The organism is Bacteroides sp. AN502(2024), assembly GCF_041227145.1.
In the GTDB taxonomy this organism is placed as follows: domain Bacteria; phylum Bacteroidota; class Bacteroidia; order Bacteroidales; family Bacteroidaceae; genus Bacteroides.
Genome location: NZ_JBGFSP010000003.1, coordinates 463,076 through 481,118, shown reverse-complemented (window position 1 = coordinate 481,118; position 18,043 = coordinate 463,076). Strand labels below are relative to the sequence as shown.

15 protein-coding genes and 1 tRNA gene are annotated in these 18,043 nt (G+C 43.2%); 6 read left to right on the top strand and 10 right to left on the bottom strand.

The features are described from left to right. Positions 1-35 precede the first annotated feature (35 nt). Positions 36-269, top strand: a complete 234-nt coding sequence (locus AB9N12_RS02020) for a hypothetical protein (RefSeq protein WP_369889265.1) — start codon at positions 36-38, stop codon at positions 267-269. A gap of 27 nt (positions 270-296) precedes the next feature. After that, the gene (locus tag AB9N12_RS02015; RefSeq protein ID WP_369889264.1) at positions 297-899 is read left to right on the top strand and encodes an OmpH family outer membrane protein; all 603 of its coding nucleotides are present in this window, start codon (positions 297-299) and stop codon (positions 897-899) included. 239 nt (positions 900-1,138) lie between these two features. On the opposite strand, the gene AB9N12_RS02010 is transcribed toward AB9N12_RS02015, so the two are convergent. Next, positions 1,139-1,480 carry a hypothetical protein gene (locus tag AB9N12_RS02010; RefSeq protein WP_369889263.1) on the bottom strand — a complete coding sequence of 114 codons (342 nt, stop codon included), beginning with the start codon at positions 1,478-1,480 and terminating at the stop codon, positions 1,139-1,141. 3 nt (positions 1,481-1,483) lie between these two features. After that, positions 1,484-1,780 (bottom strand): septum formation initiator family protein, encoded by a 297-nt coding sequence (locus tag AB9N12_RS02005; RefSeq protein WP_369889262.1) that lies wholly within the window; start codon positions 1,778-1,780, stop codon positions 1,484-1,486. Between the two features lie 231 nt (positions 1,781-2,011). Between AB9N12_RS02005 and AB9N12_RS02000 the strand changes: the two genes are divergently transcribed. After that, positions 2,012-3,877 (top strand): DNA polymerase III subunit gamma/tau, encoded by a 1,866-nt coding sequence (locus AB9N12_RS02000; protein WP_369889261.1) that lies wholly within the window; start codon positions 2,012-2,014, stop codon positions 3,875-3,877. Between the two features lie 109 nt (positions 3,878-3,986). Here AB9N12_RS02000 and AB9N12_RS01995 read toward each other — a convergent pair. From AB9N12_RS01995 to rho, 7 genes are all read right to left on the bottom strand, one after another. Next, positions 3,987-4,062 (bottom strand) — tRNA-His (locus tag AB9N12_RS01995). 170 nt (positions 4,063-4,232) lie between these two features. Next, entirely contained in the window at positions 4,233-5,384 is a 1,152-nt protein-coding gene (locus AB9N12_RS01990) for an IS4 family transposase (RefSeq protein WP_369888970.1), read from the bottom strand. Between the two features lie 81 nt (positions 5,385-5,465). Further along, positions 5,466-6,626 (bottom strand): CapA family protein, encoded by a 1,161-nt coding sequence (locus AB9N12_RS01985; protein WP_369889260.1) that lies wholly within the window; start codon positions 6,624-6,626, stop codon positions 5,466-5,468. After that, positions 6,623-7,504 (bottom strand): bifunctional methylenetetrahydrofolate dehydrogenase/methenyltetrahydrofolate cyclohydrolase FolD, encoded by an 882-nt coding sequence (gene folD, locus AB9N12_RS01980; RefSeq protein ID WP_369889259.1) that lies wholly within the window; start codon positions 7,502-7,504, stop codon positions 6,623-6,625. Before folD ends, AB9N12_RS01985 begins: the two co-directional genes overlap by 4 nt. A gap of 32 nt (positions 7,505-7,536) precedes the next feature. Beyond that, positions 7,537-8,859 (bottom strand): signal recognition particle protein, encoded by a 1,323-nt coding sequence (gene ffh, locus AB9N12_RS01975; RefSeq protein WP_369889258.1) that lies wholly within the window; start codon positions 8,857-8,859, stop codon positions 7,537-7,539. Positions 8,860-8,963: 104 nt separating this feature from the next. Further along, positions 8,964-10,286 carry an MATE family efflux transporter gene (locus AB9N12_RS01970; protein WP_369889257.1) on the bottom strand — a complete coding sequence of 441 codons (1,323 nt, stop codon included), beginning with the start codon at positions 10,284-10,286 and terminating at the stop codon, positions 8,964-8,966. 336 nt (positions 10,287-10,622) lie between these two features. Further along, positions 10,623-12,827 (bottom strand): transcription termination factor Rho, encoded by a 2,205-nt coding sequence (rho, locus tag AB9N12_RS01965; protein WP_369889256.1) that lies wholly within the window; start codon positions 12,825-12,827, stop codon positions 10,623-10,625. Positions 12,828-13,062: 235 nt separating this feature from the next. Between rho and AB9N12_RS01960 the strand changes: the two genes are divergently transcribed. After that, the gene (locus tag AB9N12_RS01960; RefSeq protein ID WP_369889255.1) at positions 13,063-13,899 is read left to right on the top strand and encodes a 4Fe-4S binding protein; all 837 of its coding nucleotides are present in this window, start codon (positions 13,063-13,065) and stop codon (positions 13,897-13,899) included. On the opposite strand, the gene tilS is transcribed toward AB9N12_RS01960, so the two are convergent. Further along, positions 13,884-15,164: a tRNA lysidine(34) synthetase TilS gene (gene tilS, locus AB9N12_RS01955; RefSeq protein WP_369889254.1), complete on the bottom strand. Its 1,281-nt coding sequence runs from the start codon at positions 15,162-15,164 to the stop codon at positions 13,884-13,886. The two genes, AB9N12_RS01960 and tilS, sit on opposite strands and share 16 nt — an antisense overlap. Before the next feature lie 144 nt (positions 15,165-15,308). Here tilS and feoB point away from each other — a divergent pair, with 144 nt between their 5' ends. Together feoB and AB9N12_RS01945 are read left to right on the top strand one after the other, a co-directional pair. Next, positions 15,309-17,795, top strand: a complete 2,487-nt coding sequence (feoB, locus tag AB9N12_RS01950; protein WP_369889253.1) for a ferrous iron transport protein B — start codon at positions 15,309-15,311, stop codon at positions 17,793-17,795. Beyond that, positions 17,792-18,007, top strand: a complete 216-nt coding sequence (locus AB9N12_RS01945; protein ID WP_369889252.1) for a hypothetical protein — start codon at positions 17,792-17,794, stop codon at positions 18,005-18,007. The genes feoB and AB9N12_RS01945 overlap by 4 nt, the downstream gene beginning before the upstream one ends. Positions 18,008-18,043 lie beyond the last annotated feature (36 nt).

Sequence of the window (18,043 nt, the reverse complement as noted above, 5' to 3'; positions counted from 1 at the left end):
TAAAGCCTATCTTTGCACTCACAAAATTAATAGAAATGGTTGAGACTATACTGATAACTTTGTTAATAGTTGCTATTTCCCTGATATTATTAGGGGTGAAGGTATTCTTTACGAAGGGTGGGAAATTCCCCAATGGTCATGTAAGCGGGAATAGGGCGTTGCGTCAGAAAGGAATCGGATGCGTACAGTCGCAGGATCGCGAAGCTCAAAGGAAACCGCATTTTTCTATTGATGAGTTGGAAAAAGCCTTGAACGATAGTATGAACTAAATTTATTAAAAACAATACTTATTAATTATGAATAGAATGAACTACCTCATGAACGGTTTGGCTGCTCTTGCGTTTATCGTTTTATTTTCACAATGTGCCGGCAAAACTGACAATCAAACCACAAGTACTCCGATTCAGGCTAATGTCGGACTGTCAGGAATGAAAATTGCCTATGTTGAAATAGATACGTTGCTTGCCAAATACAATTTCTGTATAGACTTGAATGAGGCGATGGTAAAGAAGAGCGAAAATGTTCGTCTGACATTGAATCAGAAGGCTGCCGCTTTGGACAAAGAAAGACAGGAGTTCCAGAAGAAAGTTGAAAACAATGCTTTCCTGTCACAAGATAGAGCGCAGCAAGAATATAACCGTCTGTTGAAGCTGGAACAAGATTTGCAAGAGTTGAACACTAAACTCCAGAATGGTTTGCTGGAAGAGAACAACAAGAATAGCTTGCAGTTCCGCGATTCTATCAATGCTTTCCTGAAAGAATATAATAAGACTCACGGATATAGCCTGATCTTCAGCAACACAGGTCTCGATAACCTGCTTTATGCTGACAGTGCTTTCAATATTACAGAAGAGATTGTCGATGGGTTGAATGCAAGGTATTCACCTGTGAAGAAATAAATGATAGTAAAGAGGGGATGTTAAGATTCCCTTTGGAAGGAAATTACCCCTGCTATAGATGGCTATCTGTGGCAGGGGTAAATTTTTATATTTAGGCATTATGTATATCCTTAAATGTATTCTTTTAGTCTAAGCGAGGTATGGGCACGGTAATTCTTTAATTTAGGCATTATGATACATCCTCCGTTGAATCGAAAAACTCTGCCCGTTCAAGACCGGGAAGCTTTGAAGGGGCTTTCTTATGACCTTTCTTTTGCTTCTTCCTGTGGAATACGGAAAGCTGTGTAAAGTTCGAGGATGGCAGCAATCGTGAGACAGGCAATCCATTCATTACCTCGGGTGGTAAACATAAAGGCACCCGTCAGGATCAGTGCCACTGCACCGAATATCTGCTGAATACGCAGACGTTTCAATGTTTTGCTTTTTCCTCTGAGGGGCGTATTCACTTGTGCCAATGCAATAAAGCCGGCTCCGGTAGTGTATATGTAAGGAGCGTATATCCATCCGGTGATAAATACTGCTGCTCCGGTGAGAGTCATTATGGCGCCTACAACAAAAAGGGCAGGTACTAATTGTTTCATTCTTTAATCTTCAAAAACGTAAATATCTTCGTTGGGTTTCTTCATCAGATACTTTTCACGGGCAATCTGTTCGATAGCGTCCGGATTCGTACTTATTTCGTTGAGACGTTGGGTGTTCTCTTCATAATCTGCCCGGTACTTTTCTATCTCTTCTTTTAACTGGCTGATTTCCCGCTCGTATCCGAAACGGCGAATCAGGCTGTTCTCGTCCAGAAAGCCTATGATAACAGCAAATGTGACGACTGTAATGAGATACTTGCGTCTGCATATAAAACTCCAGATAGTGATTAGTTTACCCATAAATTCTCTTTTTAATATCCGCAAAGATAAAACTAATAACTTAAAAACTTATCGCTTTGGCTTCAAAACTTCTTTCTTGTTCCCTTATTACTTATCACTTTTTTGTGTACATTTGCAGAACAAGCGAAAACAGGCTTCATTCGGCATGGCTCAAGCGAGCTTGACGCTGCGCTCATTGGCACTGTTTTTGCAAAGTAAGTGAAATTTCAAAAAACAGAGAGAATCCCGGATATGGAAAACTATATTGTTTCAGCCCGTAAATATCGTCCGTCCACGTTCGAATCGGTGGTAGGACAGCGGGCATTGACTACCACGCTGAAAAATGCAATTGCTACCCAGAAACTGGCTCATGCTTATTTGTTTTGCGGACCGCGCGGGGTAGGGAAGACGACTTGCGCGCGTATCTTTGCCAAAACCATTAATTGTATGACACCAACCGCTGACGGAGAGGCTTGCAATCAGTGTGAGTCATGTGTAGCTTTTAACGAACAGCGCTCATACAATATTCATGAGCTCGATGCTGCTTCCAATAACTCGGTGGATGACATTCGTCAGTTGGTGGAACAAGTGCGTATTCCGCCACAGGTTGGTAAGTATAAGGTATATATCATCGATGAGGTGCACATGCTCTCGGCATCTGCTTTCAATGCGTTCCTGAAAACGCTGGAGGAGCCTCCCCGACATGCAATCTTTATTCTGGCTACAACGGAGAAGCATAAGATTCTTCCTACGATTCTTTCCCGTTGCCAGATTTACGACTTTAACCGGATAAGTGTGGAAGATACGGTGAATCATCTATCGTATGTCGCTTCGAAAGAAGGAATCACTGCAGAACCGGAAGCGCTGAACGTGATAGCCATGAAGGCGGACGGTGGTATGCGTGATGCTTTGTCTATCTTCGATCAGGTGGTTAGTTTCACCGGAGGAAAGATCACCTATAAGAGTGTGATTGATAATCTGAATGTGCTTGATTATGAGTATTATTTCCGTCTGACGGATTGTTTCCTCGAAAATAAGGTGAGTGATGCATTATTGCTTTTCAATGATGTATTGAATAAGGGCTTTGACGGAAATCATTTTATTACCGGATTATCGTCTCATTTCCGTGATCTGTTGGTCGGGAAAGATCCGGTGACATTGCCTTTGTTGGAAGTGGGAGCGAGCATACGCCAACGCTATCAGGAGCAGGCACAGAAATGTCCGCTGCCTTTCTTGTACCGGGCTATGAAGCTTTGTAATGAGTGTGATTTGAATTACCGCATCAGCAAAAATAAGCGTTTGCTGGTAGAACTGACCTTGATACAGGTTGCACAGCTTACCACCGAGGGGGATGACGTGAGTGGTGGGCGTAGCCCTAAGAAGACTATAAAACCTATATTCACTCACCCTGCCGCAGCACAGCAGCCGCAGGTATCTTCTGCACCACAGGCTCAGCAGGCTCCGGTTCATTCGTCTCCGTCTTCTGTTACAACACAGGCTGCTAATGGCACTACTGCCCGGTATCCGCAGGCTGCTGCGGCTGTGCAACCGGGAGCATCGGCTTCTCCCGGTGTGGCTTCAGCTGTTCCGCCAAAAGGAGCGGAAGTTGTTCAGGCTGTCAGGGAGGAACGGAAAATTCCCGTGGTGAAGATGTCGAGCTTGGGGGTATCTATCAAGCATCCGCAACATGATCCGGTAACGCAGAATACAGCTATAACGAATGTTCCTAAGGTAGAACAACTGGAAGAGGATTTTATGTTCAATGACCGGGATTTGAACTATTATTGGCAGGAGTATGCCGGTCGGTTGCCGAAAGAACGGGATGCTCTTGCAAAACGTATGCAGATGATCCATCCGACGTTGCTTAACAACTCGACGACTTTTGAAGTGCGGGTTGATAATGAGTTTGCTGCAAAGGATTTTACGGCTTTGATTCCCGAATTGCAGGATTACCTTCGCGGTAGACTGAAGAACAGCAAAGTGGTGATGACAGTGCGGGTAAGTGAGGCGACAGAAACAGTACGTCCTGTGGGGCGTGTCGAGAAATTCCAGATGATGGCTCAAAAGAATCAGGCATTGATGCAGCTGAGAGATGAGTTCGGGCTGGAATTATACTAATTACTTTCCAGAGAGATACTTCAAATTGAACCCGAATCTCAACTGAGCCTATACTTCTTATAAACAGGAAACCCTCATAAGTGTTGACTTACAAGGGTTTCTTTTTGAGGGGTGGAAGATGGGACTCGAACCCACGACATTCAGAACCACAATCTGACGCTCTAACCAACTGAACTACATCCACCATGTCTGCGTTTCTCTAACGCGGTGCAAAGATAGATATTATCTTCTAATCTCCAAAAGATTCTGCTATCTTTTTTTTGAAAAAAGTCAATATTGTCCTAAATAAATTTTGAGCATGAGCTAACTGACTATACTGTTAAGTATAGCCTCGAGAGTTCAAAATCAATCCCCCCTAATCGTTTTCGATGGTTTCGGGAGGTGGTGTAAATGGTTGATCAAGCCATTTTTGGAGGTCGATTTTGGTAAATGTGTTCAGCCGGAGGGTGACCACAAGGTTAGCCAATGCCCATTTGTATCTTGCGATGTGCTTTAGCCATGTCAGAATCAGCATTGTAGTCATAGCAGTCCATATTTGGGTCTCTACGGCATTGCGGGATGTGCCGATAAAGCTCTTGATGCGTAGCAGTTGCTTGAGGTTGCGAAAGAAGATTTCTATGTTCCACCGAGCCTTGTACAGAGCCGCTATGCTTGATGCTGCCAATGTGAAGTTGTTTGTGAGTAACTCAATTTCAAAACCGTGTTCATCGTTCCATACTGCGATGCGACGTAAACGTTTGGGATATTTGGATTTGGCCGCCGAGAGTTCGAACTCGATTATTTCGTCAATAAGTACATTCTGAGCGTGTTTTTCAGGCAAAGGCAACTCCTCTATGGCTTTGTACCGGATATTGTCTTTATGACGCACTACAAAGAACACGTTGCTGCTGTCCCAATTATTCAGCAATGAGTAGTCACAGTAGCCTCGGTCGGCTACTACAATACTATACGGATGTAACTCAATATCAAAAGCAGCTTTGTTGTCGGTGGTTTTGCCATCGGTGATATTCACGAACTCCGGCAAAAGACTGTCATAGTCCAATAGCGTGTGCATCTTGACCGCCCCCTTGGTGGTAGTGTAATGTGCCCAGTCATATATTGACAGAGTCAATGACACCAATGTGGAGTCGAGCAGTTTTATCGGCATCTTGAAACGGAACTTTCTTCGTTGCCATAGGGCTTGCTGTCCGAAATACTGAAACAACGAGTAGAATATGCCGCGAAAAACCGAACTGTCTCGGTTGGCGTTCTGATATGCTACCGTTGACTTGGATGGTGCACGGTTGATTCCCAAATGATTGAGGTTGCCGGTGGCTGATTTCAGCCCGTTTGAGATATCTCTGACTGAATCACATCCTGAGAATTGGCTGAAAATCATGCTAACAAACTGACTCCATGTATTGTAGCCCTTACAATGCTTGTCTGACCCCGAAGATTTTATGATTTTCCTGATATTTTCTTTCGGGAGATGTGATATTACCTGTGCGAAAAGTGTTATATTTGCCATAGGAAGTAGATGAGTTGGTGGCTCGCTACTAAGGTAGTCATTTTACCTTAGTTCTACTTCCTTTTTATTTGTTCTCCCAATTTATTTAGGACAATATTGGAAAAAAGTATATTCTTTGATTCCCCGATTGTGCTTGCTGAAAAAGGTTCGTGCATCATTTGCAAAGATTTTCAGAGAGTTACGTGCTTGTAAAGGAATGGAATCAATCGGGAAATTGACAGGGAGTAATTGATGATTTTTCTTTCTTGATTGAATGGGGCGAGCGGTCCATACTAAGCTATACTCACAATGATTGAGGCGGACGGTGCTGTCTTTTACTAATTCCATTCTTACCATCAGTCCTCCGTCAGTGCGGCGGGCGGACATGTTGGAAATATAATTTCCCAGCGAATATACTACGAGATGTTTATCATTCGTCAGGCTGTCTGTGCGAACTTCAATGGGTTGAATTACGTGAGGATGGGATCCGATGACATGGTTTACTCCTTTTTTAATCAGCCAGTCAGCGAGGAATTTTTGTTCTTTGTCCGGAAGAGACTGGTATTCGAGTCCCCAATGCATATAAGATATGATGGCATCCGGCTTCATTGCTTTACTCTCTTCAATGTCTTTGATGATAAGGGCTGTATCGATATAGTTCACGATATTGGGAGGAGTAACAGGGATGCCGTTTGTTCCATACGTATAGTTGAGCAGGACGATGCGGAATCCATTCTTTTCTAATAAAAGAGGATATTTCTTTTCGCGTGCTTCGGCATTGATATACGTGCCTGCGTGTGGAATGTTCAAAGAGTCGATTTGTTGAATGGTACGTTCCAAACCGCGTTTGCCGCGGTCGAGGCTATGGTTATTGGCAGTTACTAAAACATTGAAACCTGCATCGTGAATTGCGGTTAGAAACTCGTCCGGTGCACTGAAAGCCGGATAACCTTTGTAAGGTTTGCCCCCTAATGTCACTTCCAGATTGGCGATAGCGAGATCGGCTCTTCTTATTTCTTCTTTGACGTATGTAAAATAGGTGGAATAATCATAACCGGTTGCGGTTCGTGCAGCGTTGATTTGTCCTTGATGTTGCATGAGGTCACCTACGAAAAGAAGTCGCAGAGTGTCGGAAGGGAGGATACTGTTGGTTGCGGAAAGGCTGTCCGATAAGGTATCGGTGATGGAATCTCTCTTTGCCTGCGACCGGGAGATACAGGACAAAGAGAGAAGTAAAATCATCAGAAATAGGGGATACCTCATTGGTAAATGGCTTTCTTACCGGCTAAGAGTGTATTTTTCATTAACGATACAATCGTCATTGGTCCAACACCGCCCGGTACGGGAGTGATGAATGAGCATTTGGGGGCAACTTCGTCAAACTTCACGTCACCGGTCAGTTTAAAGCCTGATTTCTTGGTTGCATCCGGCACACGGGTAGTACCTACGTCAATAATTACCGCACCTTCCTTCACCATCTCAGCTTTTACAAAGTTTGGTTGTCCCAAAGCAGCAATAATAATATCAGCTTCCTGACATTCTTTTACCAGATCTCTGCTACGGCTGTGGCATACGGTTACTGTGGCATCGCCCGGATAGGCTTTCTGCATCATCAGGGCAGCCATCGGTTTGCCGACGATATTGCTACGGCCGAGTACAACGCATTTTTTTCCGGAAGTTTCTATATGGTAACGTTTCAATAATTCGAGGATACCGTTGGGGGTAGCAGATACGTAACACGGAAGTCCGATGGACATACGGCCTACGTTAATCGGGTGGAAACCGTCTACGTCTTTACGGTAATCAATTGTTTCGATTACTTTTTGCTCGGATATATGTTTAGGTAAGGGAAGCTGTACGATAAAGCCGTCCACGTCAGCGTCTTCATTCAGTTCACGTACTTTGGCAAGCAGTTCTTCTTCGGTTACATCACTTTCATAACGGATCAGGGAAGACTTGAATCCACATACTTCACAGGCTTTTACTTTGGCTGCTACATATGTTTCGCTACCACCATCGTGTCCTACCAGAATAGCAGCCAAGTGGGGGCGTTTACCGCCACGAGCCACCATTTCGGCTACTTCAGCTGCAATCTCTTGTTTTACTTGTTCGGAAATGGCTTTTCCATCTATCAGAGTCATATCTTTAGAGTATTTATGGGTGATCTTTCTTCTTATCTTTTCATCTTGGGCATCATCTTACCCATCTTACCGCTAGTCACCATTTTCATCATTTTGCGTGTTTGGTCGAACTGTTTCAATAGGCGGTTTACTTCCTGAATAGTCGTTCCGCTACCTTTGGCGATACGCGTACGGCGTGAGCCATTCAGAATCTCCGGGTTGGAACGTTCTGCCGGAGTCATGGAATAGATGATGGCTTCGATACTTTTGAAAGCATTGTCGTCAATATCAATATCTTTGATTGCTTTTCCTACTCCCGGAATCATGGAAGCGAGGTCTTTCAAATTACCCATCTTCTTGATTTGTGCAATTTGGCTAAGGAAGTCGTTGAAGTCGAATTGGTTCTTGGCTATTTTCTTCTGTAAGCGTTTGGCTTCTTCTTCGTCGTACTGTTCCTGAGCACGCTCCACCAATGAAACGATGTCGCCCATACCGAGGATACGGTCGGCCATACGAGCAGGGTGGAACTGGTCGATTGCTTCCAGCTTTTCGCCTGTACCTACGAACTTAATCGGTTTGTTTACTACCGAACGGATAGAAAGAGCCGCACCACCGCGGGTATCACCATCGAGTTTGGTCAATACCACACCGTTGAAGTCCAGACGTTCGTTGAATTCTTTTGCTGTGTTTACAGCGTCCTGACCAGTCATGGAATCTACTACGAACAAGATTTCGTCCGGATTGATTGCTTTTTTGATCGCAGCGATTTCGTTCATCATCTGCTCATCTACTGCCAGACGTCCTGCTGTATCGACGATAACGAGGTCGTATCCTTTGGCTTTGGCTTCCTGAATGGCGTGTTGTGCAATTTCTACCGGGTTCTTGCTGTCCAGCTCGCAGTACATCGGTACTTCAATCTGTTCTGCCAATACACGCAACTGTTCGATAGCTGCCGGACGGTAAACATCACAAGCCACCAATAATGGTTTACGGTTCTTCTTGGTTTTCAGCATCCGTGCCAGTTTACCGGAGAAGGTGGTCTTACCCGAACCTTGCAAACCTGACATCAGGATAACTGCCGGACGGGCATCGATGTTGATTTCGGCTGTCTCTCCACCCATCAACTGCGTAAGCTCATCATGCACGATCTTCACCATCAACTGGCTTGGCTTCACTGCTGTAAGAACGTTCTGACCAATCGCTTTTTCTTTTACCGTATCTGTGAAATTCTTTGCAACTTTGTAGTTTACATCGGCATCGAGAAGTGCTTTACGTACATCTTTCAGCGTCTCTGCCACGTTGATTTCGGTGATTTTGCCTTCACCTTTCAGAATTTTGAATGACCGTTCTAGTCTTTCACTTAAATTATCGAACATAGTTATTTAATTACGAATTACTAATTACAATTTACTTGGGTGAAAGAGTGACTTTTCCGTCTGCTCTTTATCTGAGGTTGCAAATGTACAAAAATCTCTTGTATTTATACTTTTTTATTCTGCCATTTTGCTTTTTTGAGATAAATATAACTTGTGATCAACAGTAAGCTGTAATACACAATCTCAATTGTAAAACAGAACTCGATTGGTGCTTTCAGCCACATTCCGATGAAAACAATGTAGGATCCGTAAATGATGATTGTAATTGTTTCGAGTAACAGGGCTGCTTGCGTATTTCCTGTTCCGGAGATGCCGTTGAATACCACGTTGGCTACGGATGCGATGAGCATGGCGCAACAAATAACGTACACCGAGGGTACAGACTCTGTAATGAGTGCTGCTTCACTGGTGTAGACGGAGAGCAGGTACTGCGGAAACAGTGCTGATATCACTACTAATCCCAGCATAATGAAAAAGGAGAACCGGGCGATTTTGTTGATGAGTGGTATCACGTGCTGGATGCCTCCTGAGCCTATGGCATTGCTGACCAGGCTGTTGGTGGTGGTGGCTAGTGAGTTGACCGGAATCAATAGTACGACGTAAATACTCCGGACGATATTGGCAATTGCCAATTCTCGTTGTCCCAACCGTTCTACGGCTACGAAGAATACGAACCAGGTAGCCATTGACAGGAAATATTGCATCATCGTGAAACAGGAGATGCTAAGTATCCGCATCAGCAATGCCGGGTTGAATGTGCGCAGGCGGTTCAGACCGTATTTCTTTAAATCGACGGTGAGGTATGTGTAAATGATGAAAAAGAGGATGGAGGAGGCTTCTGCCAGTACGGAGGCAATAGCCGCTCCTTTGATACCCATTTCCGGTAAACCGAACTCTCCGAAAATTAATGCATAGTCCAGTATGACATTGGTTAATGCCATGACAATGGCATTGACGGTTAATACTTTAGTACGTGTAATGCCGATATACAATGCTCGGAACATGACATTGACGAAAGAGAAAAAGAATCCGTAAATACGCCAGTCCAGAAACTCCATCGTTTCTTTATAAATGGATTCAGAGGAGACCAGCGAACGCATGATGTTCTCACCGAATGCTTTGGTGAACCCGAATAGCAGCAGTGCCATTACGAATAAGAACATGACTCCTTGAATCATGACAGGACCAACATCCGAATAGCGTCCTTCACCGTTACGTCGTGCTATGACTATCTGCGAACCGGTACTGAATCCGAATGCGATAGTGAATACGCATATATAGAATAACCCGCCCATAGCCGATGCTCCAAGGGCTACCTCGCTTACGTGTCCGAGGAATGCTGTGTCGGTGACATTGATGACATTTTGTGCCAGCAAGCTTAGTAGTATCGGATAACTGACACTCCAAATTTGTTTGTTGGTGTACATAATCAAGTGTTTAAGTTTACACTTTGCAAAGATAGTATTTATTTTCTTCGTCGCATCAAATGGTTGCACTGGATAATCAGGGAATTTTGCTTTTCTTGAGAGGGTGTGGCATAATGCCTAAATTAAAGATTTACCCCTGCCACAGATAGCTATAGCAGGGGTAATTTCTTCAAAAGGGATTTTGACACCCCCTCTAATCCCATGAATGGATAAAGAGTCCTCATTACTGGTTGGAATTAAGTAATTTGATTTGAAAGCAAAAACCGTAAAAGAAAACGGTGGACAAAGTAGACCAAGTGCACTTCATCCACCGTTTTCTTTTACGGTTTACTGTGATTAGCTGTTCATGCTCATCAGGAATTCGTCGTTGTCTTTGGTTTTTTCCAAACGGTCTTTAACGAAGTCCATTGCTTCGATCGGATTCATGTCTGCAAGATATTTGCGTAATATCCACATACGGTCAAGAGTTGTTCTATCAAGCAGCAGATCATCGCGACGAGTGCTGGATGCGGTAATGTTGACTGCCGGGAAGATACGTTTGTTGGACAGGTTGCGGTCGAGCTGTAATTCCATATTACCTGTTCCCTTGAATTCTTCGAAGATAACTTCGTCCATTTTAGAACCGGTATCAATCAATGCGGTAGCAATAATGGTCAGTGAACCACCGTTTTCAATATTACGGGCAGCACCGAAGAAACGTTTCGGTTTATGAAGCGCATTTGCATCCACACCACCGGAAAGAACCTTACCGGATGCGGGAGATACCGTATTGTAAGCACGAGCCAGACGAGTGATAGAATCAAGGAAGATGACTACGTCGTGTCCACATTCTACCAGACGTTTTGCCTTTTCTAATACGATTCCTGCAATTTTTACGTGGCGTTCTGCCGGTTCGTCGAAAGTAGAAGCGATTACTTCTGCATTAACGCTGCGCGCCATATCGGTTACCTCTTCCGGACGTTCGTCAATCAACAACATAATCATATAAACTTCCGGGTGATTGGCTGCAATAGCGTTAGCAATATCTTTCATCAAGATCGTTTTACCTGTTTTGGGCTGGGCAACGATCAAAGCACGTTGGCCTTTGCCGATAGGGGCGAAAAGATCGACAACACGGGCAGACATGGAGTCTGAATAACCGCCTTTGCAAAGTTTGAACTTTTCATCCGGGAAGAGTGGTGTCAGATGTTCGAAAGGAACACGGTCGCGAACGAAAGCAGCGTCGCGTCCGTTGATCTTTGAAACTTTGACCAGTGGGAAATATTTTTCTCCTTCTTTGGGCGGACGGATAACTCCTTCTACTACGTCACCGGTTTTCAGGCCGAATAGTTTGATTTGAGACTGTGATACATAAATATCATCTGGAGAAGAAAGGTAATTATAGTCGGAAGAACGGAGGAATCCATATCCATCCTGCATAATTTCCAAAACTCCTACTCCGTTGAGGATATCATCGAATTCATAAGGCTTTTCGCGCTCAATAACTTTGCGTTCCTGCGGTTGTTGTACCGGAAAATTCTCACCCGTGTTGTTTTGCTGAGTAGCACGTGGCATCGATAAACGTTGTTGGTTCTGATTTTGGTTTTGAGCCTGGTTCTGGTTATTGTTGTTACGCTGGAAATTGTTGTTATTGTTATTGTCGCGTGGGCGAACAATACGCGGACGTTGCTGCAGCGACTGCTGCTGTTGGGGCTGTTGTTGCGGATGAGATGATTGTTCGGGTGCTGTCTGTACGGGTTCTGCTTTGGTTGCTTCGAATTTTCCGAATAGCTCGGTAGGAAGTTCTATTTTTTCAGAAGGCAGATCTTCGATTGGAATGAAATCGTCGTCGTCAATGTTGGATAAGATATTGCTTTCTTCGTCGATAACGGGTGCAGCTTTCTTTTGTGGTTTATCTATTGTTTTTTTCTCTACAACAGGTTTGCCGGATTCTGCAGTCGGTTTATTCGTTTCTTCAGCCGGTTTGTTTTTTGCTTTCTTTTCGACTGTTTGCTGTTGAGTCGGAGCAGCTTCTTTCGTAGTTTCGGTAGCTTTCTTTGCAATAACAGGTTTGGCTTCCACTGCCTTGGGTACTGCCGGTTTGGTATTTTCCACTTCCTTTTTCTCTTCTGCTTCAGGGTTCTTACGCGGGCGACCTACTTTACGCTTAGGAGCAGGAGTGTTTTCAACTTTAGCTTCTGCAACAACAGTTTCTTTTTCTTTGTTTGTACTTTCTTCTTTTTTGGGGGGCTGTTGTGCTTTTGCAGGAGCGGCCTCTTTTGTCTTGCCGGTCTCTCCATTCTTTGTTGCGGAAACCATCTTGTCCTCTTTGGGAGTAGAAGCTACCCGTGAACGCTTTTTCTTTTGTTCTTCATTTTTGCGTTCTTCTTTGAGTTTATCTGCGGCAACTTTCTTTGTGGCTCCTACAATGGCTTGTTCATCGAGTATTTTGTAAACAAGGTCTTCTTTTTTGTATGAGTCTGCTTTTTTTATGCCTAACTCTTTGGCAATAACTTGAAGTTCCGACAGATTTTTGTCGTTTAATTGGATAATGTTATACATATAGTATGGTAAGTTATTAATATTTATTTTTTGCTGAATTATGGACAGCAATACTACAGTTTATGACTATAGATATGCGGACATACATTTTTTCTTTTACTCTGAATTAGGGATGTATATGTTGAATCGTAGAATGTTTCAACGGGGCAAAGATAATAATTTTTTTTGGTTTCATGAATAATCAAACGTTTTTTTCCATGTAAAAGTGTATCTTTGTTACATAAAAGAAAATGGTATGACAGTAAATGAAGCTCATTTAATTTATTTTTCGCCTACACATACATCTAAACAAGTTGCGGAGGCGATTGTTCACGGAACAGGTATAAAAAAAGTTTTTCCTATCAATGTAACGCAGCAGATTGCGGATGAGATTGTGATTCCTACATCTTCTCTGGCTATTATTGTAGTGCCTGTGTATGGAGGACATGTTGCTCCGCTGGCAATGGAACGTTTACAGCACATACGGGGAGTGGATACCCCTGCCGTTTTGGTGGTGGTTTACGGAAATCGCGCTTATGAGAAAGCTTTAATGGAACTGGATGCTTTTGCTATTCCTCACGGATTTAAAGTGATTGCCGGGGGCACTTTTATCGGAGAACATTCATATAGCACCGATAAACACCCGATTGCAGCGGGACGTCCTGATGAATCGGATGTAGCCTTTGCAGTGGAGTTTGGGAAGAAAATTATGGAAAAGCTACAGACAGCTGGTGATCTGGATGCTCTTTATCCGGTGGATGTACGTGCCATCAAACGTCCGAGTCAACCATTCTTTCCTTTATTCCGTTTTTTGAGGAAAGTTATTAAATTGCGTAAAAGTGGGACATCGCTTCCCCGTACTCCTTGGGTGGAATATGAGAATTTGTGTACCCATTGCGGGTTGTGTGTGGTTCGTTGTCCGGCAGGGGCTATCATGCAAGGGGACGAGTTGCATACGGATGAAGCTAAATGTATCAAATGTTGTGCTTGTGTGAAAGCTTGTGTTAACAAGGCAAGGGTATATGACACCCCTTTCGCAGCTTTGTTGTCAGATTGCTTCAAGAAACAGAAGTTGCCTCAGACTATTTTGTAGATCACGATGCGCTGGGTCGTTTCATCGATACGAAAGCGGTTGTCTGTTCGTTCGCCTATTAGCCATGCAATGCGTTCTCCGCAGCAGAGTACCCATTGTCGTTTTTTTTGGCTGATAGAAAATTTATGGTCAGTCAGATAATCGCTTATTCTTTTCTTTCCTTTCATTCCAAAAGGGATAAAAGTATCTCCCGGTTTCCATTTCCGGTAATAAATTTCTTCATTTAGTTTGTCGGCATCAAAACAGGCAATCTCTTTTTCACGTGGAATGAGAAAATCCGGAGTGTATACTCTTTCTTCTTTGATGATTTGGAAGGGAGGAAGAGTTTCATTTTCAGGTTCAATGGTTTCTATTAATAAAAATTCTCTATCTTTTATTACTCTCCACTCTTTGCTGCAGAACTGTTTGCCTGATTGGCCGTGAAGCGAATGGGTGATATCTTTGATTTGTGCGGAATTGAAACCTAGAGGATGTAGGATCTCAAATAAGATAGATTCAGGTGCCGGCTCTTTTGCCAAATCACTGATTCGGATACCTTCTTCCGTAACGACTTTCTTTTTAGTTTCCTCTATACATTTATTATATATGGTGGCCACATCATTCAAATAATTACTTGTATCTATCAGGTTGTTCTTGACTGACGGATTGATTTCCTGCATGAGAGGAAGGAGATTGAGCCGGATTTTATTACGGGTATATTCGTCTTCCAAATTAGTGCTGTCCGTTACGTAATCTTGTCCAATGTTTTGCAGGTAGTGAATTATTTCTTCCCGGTTGATACAAAGCAGAGGGCGTACGATGTTTCCATTACGGGGGCGGATTCCTAATAAACCGGTGATTCCTGTTCCCCGAATCAGGTTGAGCAATATGGTTTCTATACTATCATCCTGATGATGGGCCACAGCGATAACATCTGCCTGGCATTCTTTTCTTTTTTTCTCGAACCAACGGTAGCGGAGTTCCCGAGCAGCCATTTCAATCGAAATATGCTTCTCCGTTGCATATTGGGTCGTATTAAAATCAATGGTATGCAGGCTGATTTTCATTTTCTCGCAAAGTTGGCGGACAAACCATTCATCGCGGTCTGACTCTTCGCCCCGCAGGTGGAAATTACAATGTGCTGCTTCACAGTGATAACCTGCTGTATGCAGTATATATAGTAATGCTACCGAGTCGGCACCACCACTCAATGCGATCAGAATTTTGTGATTCGGAGAGAACAGATGTTCCTTTTCTATATATTTTGTAACGCGTTGTTGTATCATACCTGCAAAGATACGAGTTTATCAATAAGTTTCTTTATTTTTTTCTGAATCTTTAAAAGAAGGAAAAGTTACTATTTAAAAACATTCTAAATAACTTGTATGCTCCGAAGTTATGAATTATCTTTGCTGAAAATTTAGAGAGTTATGCGTTTGTCCGAATTAAAAACAGGAGAAAAAGGCGTTATTGTCAAGGTATTGGGGCACGGCGGTTTTCGTAAGCGTATTGTGGAGATGGGCTTCATTAAAGGTAAAACGGTTGAAGTGCTGTTGAATGCTCCGTTAAAAGATCCTATAAAATATAAAGTTTTAGGATATGAAATTTCTCTTCGTTGTCAGGAAGCTGAAATGATCGAAGTAATCAGCGAGGAGGAAGCGAAGAAACTGGCCGAAAAGACTGTCTATCATGAAGGATTGCCCGAGGAATCTTCTGTAAAAGAAGAAGATATGAAACGGTTGGCATTAGGTAAACGCCGTACCATCAATGTGGCCTTGGTCGGAAACCCGAACAGTGGTAAGACTTCTTTGTTTAATCTTGCATCCGGTGCTCATGAGCATGTAGGAAATTACAGCGGTGTAACCGTGGATGCCAAAGAGGGTTATTTTGATTTCGAAGGCTATCATTTCCGTATTGTCGATTTGCCGGGTACTTATTCTTTATCTGCTTATACGCCCGAAGAAATCTATGTCCGTCGTCATATTATCGATGAAACTCCGGACGTGATTATTAATGTGGTCGATTCCTCCAATCTGGAGCGAAACTTATATCTGACTACTCAATTGATAGATATGAATGTCCGCATGGTAGTGGCTCTGAATATTTATGACGAGTTGGAAGCCAGTGGCAATACATTGGATTATTATTTGTTGAGTAAGTTGTTCGGGGTGCCGATGTTGCCTACTGTCAGTAAGAAAAACCGTGGATTGGACACCTTGTTTCATGTTGTCATTAATCTATATGAAGGAGTAGACTTTTTCGACAAACAGGGAAATATGAATCCGGAAGTTCTTAAGGATTTGACTGAATGGCACGACTCCTTGGAGGATCGCAAGAGACATGAGGAAGAGCATTTGGAAGATTATGTGTGTGAACACAGAAAGACGGGACGTGTTTTCCGGCATATTCATATCAATCATGGGCCTGATATCGAAAAGGCGATTGAGGCCGTCAAAGGTGAAGTGTCCAAGAACGAATTTATCCGGCATAAATATTCTACCCGTTTCCTTTCCATTAAATTGTTGGAGAATGATTCTGACATTGAACGTATGGTGCGCACATTGCCAAATGCTGATGAAATTTTCCATGTCCGCGACAAGATGTCGAAGCGTGTGCAGGAGACCATGAATGAGGAGTGTGAATCGGCCATTACAGATGCTAAATATGGATTTATCAGCGGTGCACTCAAAGAGACATTCACGGATAATCATTTGGAACAGGCGCAGACAACCAAAGTGCTGGATTCGATTGCAACTCACCGTGTCTGGGGATTTCCTATTTTCTTCCTTTTTATGTATCTGATGTTTGAAGGTACGTTTGTCATTGGAAAATATCCGATGATGGGGATTGAATGGCTTGTTGAACAGATAAGTGACTTGTTGCGCAATAATATGGGAGAAGGTCCGTTGAAGGATCTGCTGGTTGATGGAATTATCGGTGGGGTAGGAGCGGTCATTGTCTTTTTGCCGAATATCCTGATTCTGTATTTCTGTATTTCTCTTATGGAAGATTCGGGTTATATGGCTCGTGCAGCTTTTATCATGGATAAAATCATGCATAAAATGGGACTGCACGGAAAGTCATTCATTCCTTTGATTATGGGATTTGGATGTAATGTGCCTGCTATTATAGCTTCCCGTACTATTGAGAACCGGAAGAGCCGCCTTATTACAATGTTGGTGAATCCTTTGATGTCTTGTAGTGCGCGTTTGCCGATTTATTTATTGTTGGTGGGCGCTTTCTTCCCGAACAATGCAAGTTTGGTGTTGTTAAGTATTTATGTGGTCGGTATTGTACTGGCTGTGGTAATGGCTCGCTTGTTTAGCAAGTTTCTGGTGAAGGGGGATGATACTCCATTTGTGATGGAACTTCCACCTTACCGGATGCCGACAGCGAAATCTATCTTTCGTCACACGTGGGAGAAGGGAGCGCAGTATTTGAAAAAGATGGGAGGAATTATTATGATTGCTTCCATTATCATCTGGTTCTTGGGATATTACCCGAATCATGATGCTTATGAAACGGTTGCTGAGCAGCAGGAAAATTCTTATATCGGTCAGTTGGGGCGTGGCATCGAACCGATTATAAAGCCACTGGGATTTGATTGGAAACTAGGGATCGGCTTGCTTTCTGGTGTAGGAGCAAAAGAACTGGTCGTAAGTTCATTAGGTGTTTTATATGCAGATGATCCGGATGCTGATTCGGTCAGTTTGGCAGAGCGTATTCCGATTACTCCATTGGTTGCTTTCTGTTATATGTTGTTTGTGTTGATTTACTTCCCGTGCATTGCGACGATAGCGGCTATCAAACAGGAATCGGGTAGTTGGAAATGGGCGCTCTTCGCTGCTTGTTACACAACGGGTTTGGCTTGGCTTGTATCATTTGCTGTTTATCAGATTGGAGGATTATGGGTATGAATAATTGGCAAGATTGGGTAGTTGGAGTATTGGTTGTACTCTGCATGGCCCGTGTCATATATGGAATCTTTCTTTTTTCTCGTCGTACGCGAGAAAATCAGAATCCGTGTGACAGTTGTGGAAGTGTCTGTGAATTAAAGATTCTGATGGATAAGAAACGCAGGGAATGTGGTGTCAAGAAAAAAAGTACAAAGAAAAATTGCTGCGGATAGTTGGTAGTTTCAAAATTTGTACTACCTTTGCAACCG

Coding starts and splice junctions, on each gene's coding strand:
- AB9N12_RS02020 (WP_369889265.1), top strand. CDS start 36: ATGGTTGAGACTATACTGATAACTTTGTTAATAGTTGCTATTTCCCTG.
- AB9N12_RS02015 (WP_369889264.1), top strand. CDS start 297: ATGAATAGAATGAACTACCTCATGAACGGTTTGGCTGCTCTTGCGTTT.
- AB9N12_RS02010 (WP_369889263.1), bottom strand. CDS start 1,480: ATGAAACAATTAGTACCTGCCCTTTTTGTTGTAGGCGCCATAATGACT.
- AB9N12_RS02005 (WP_369889262.1), bottom strand. CDS start 1,780: ATGGGTAAACTAATCACTATCTGGAGTTTTATATGCAGACGCAAGTAT.
- AB9N12_RS02000 (WP_369889261.1), top strand. CDS start 2,012: ATGGAAAACTATATTGTTTCAGCCCGTAAATATCGTCCGTCCACGTTC.
- AB9N12_RS01990 (WP_369888970.1), bottom strand. CDS start 5,384: ATGGCAAATATAACACTTTTCGCACAGGTAATATCACATCTCCCGAAA.
- AB9N12_RS01985 (WP_369889260.1), bottom strand. CDS start 6,626: ATGAGGTATCCCCTATTTCTGATGATTTTACTTCTCTCTTTGTCCTGT.
- folD (WP_369889259.1), bottom strand. CDS start 7,504: ATGACTCTGATAGATGGAAAAGCCATTTCCGAACAAGTAAAACAAGAG.
- ffh (WP_369889258.1), bottom strand. CDS start 8,859: ATGTTCGATAATTTAAGTGAAAGACTAGAACGGTCATTCAAAATTCTG.
- AB9N12_RS01970 (WP_369889257.1), bottom strand. CDS start 10,286: ATGTACACCAACAAACAAATTTGGAGTGTCAGTTATCCGATACTACTA.
- rho (WP_369889256.1), bottom strand. CDS start 12,827: ATGTATAACATTATCCAATTAAACGACAAAAATCTGTCGGAACTTCAA.
- AB9N12_RS01960 (WP_369889255.1), top strand. CDS start 13,063: ATGACAGTAAATGAAGCTCATTTAATTTATTTTTCGCCTACACATACA.
- tilS (WP_369889254.1), bottom strand. CDS start 15,164: ATGATACAACAACGCGTTACAAAATATATAGAAAAGGAACATCTGTTC.
- feoB (WP_369889253.1), top strand. CDS start 15,309: ATGCGTTTGTCCGAATTAAAAACAGGAGAAAAAGGCGTTATTGTCAAG.
- AB9N12_RS01945 (WP_369889252.1), top strand. CDS start 17,792: ATGAATAATTGGCAAGATTGGGTAGTTGGAGTATTGGTTGTACTCTGC.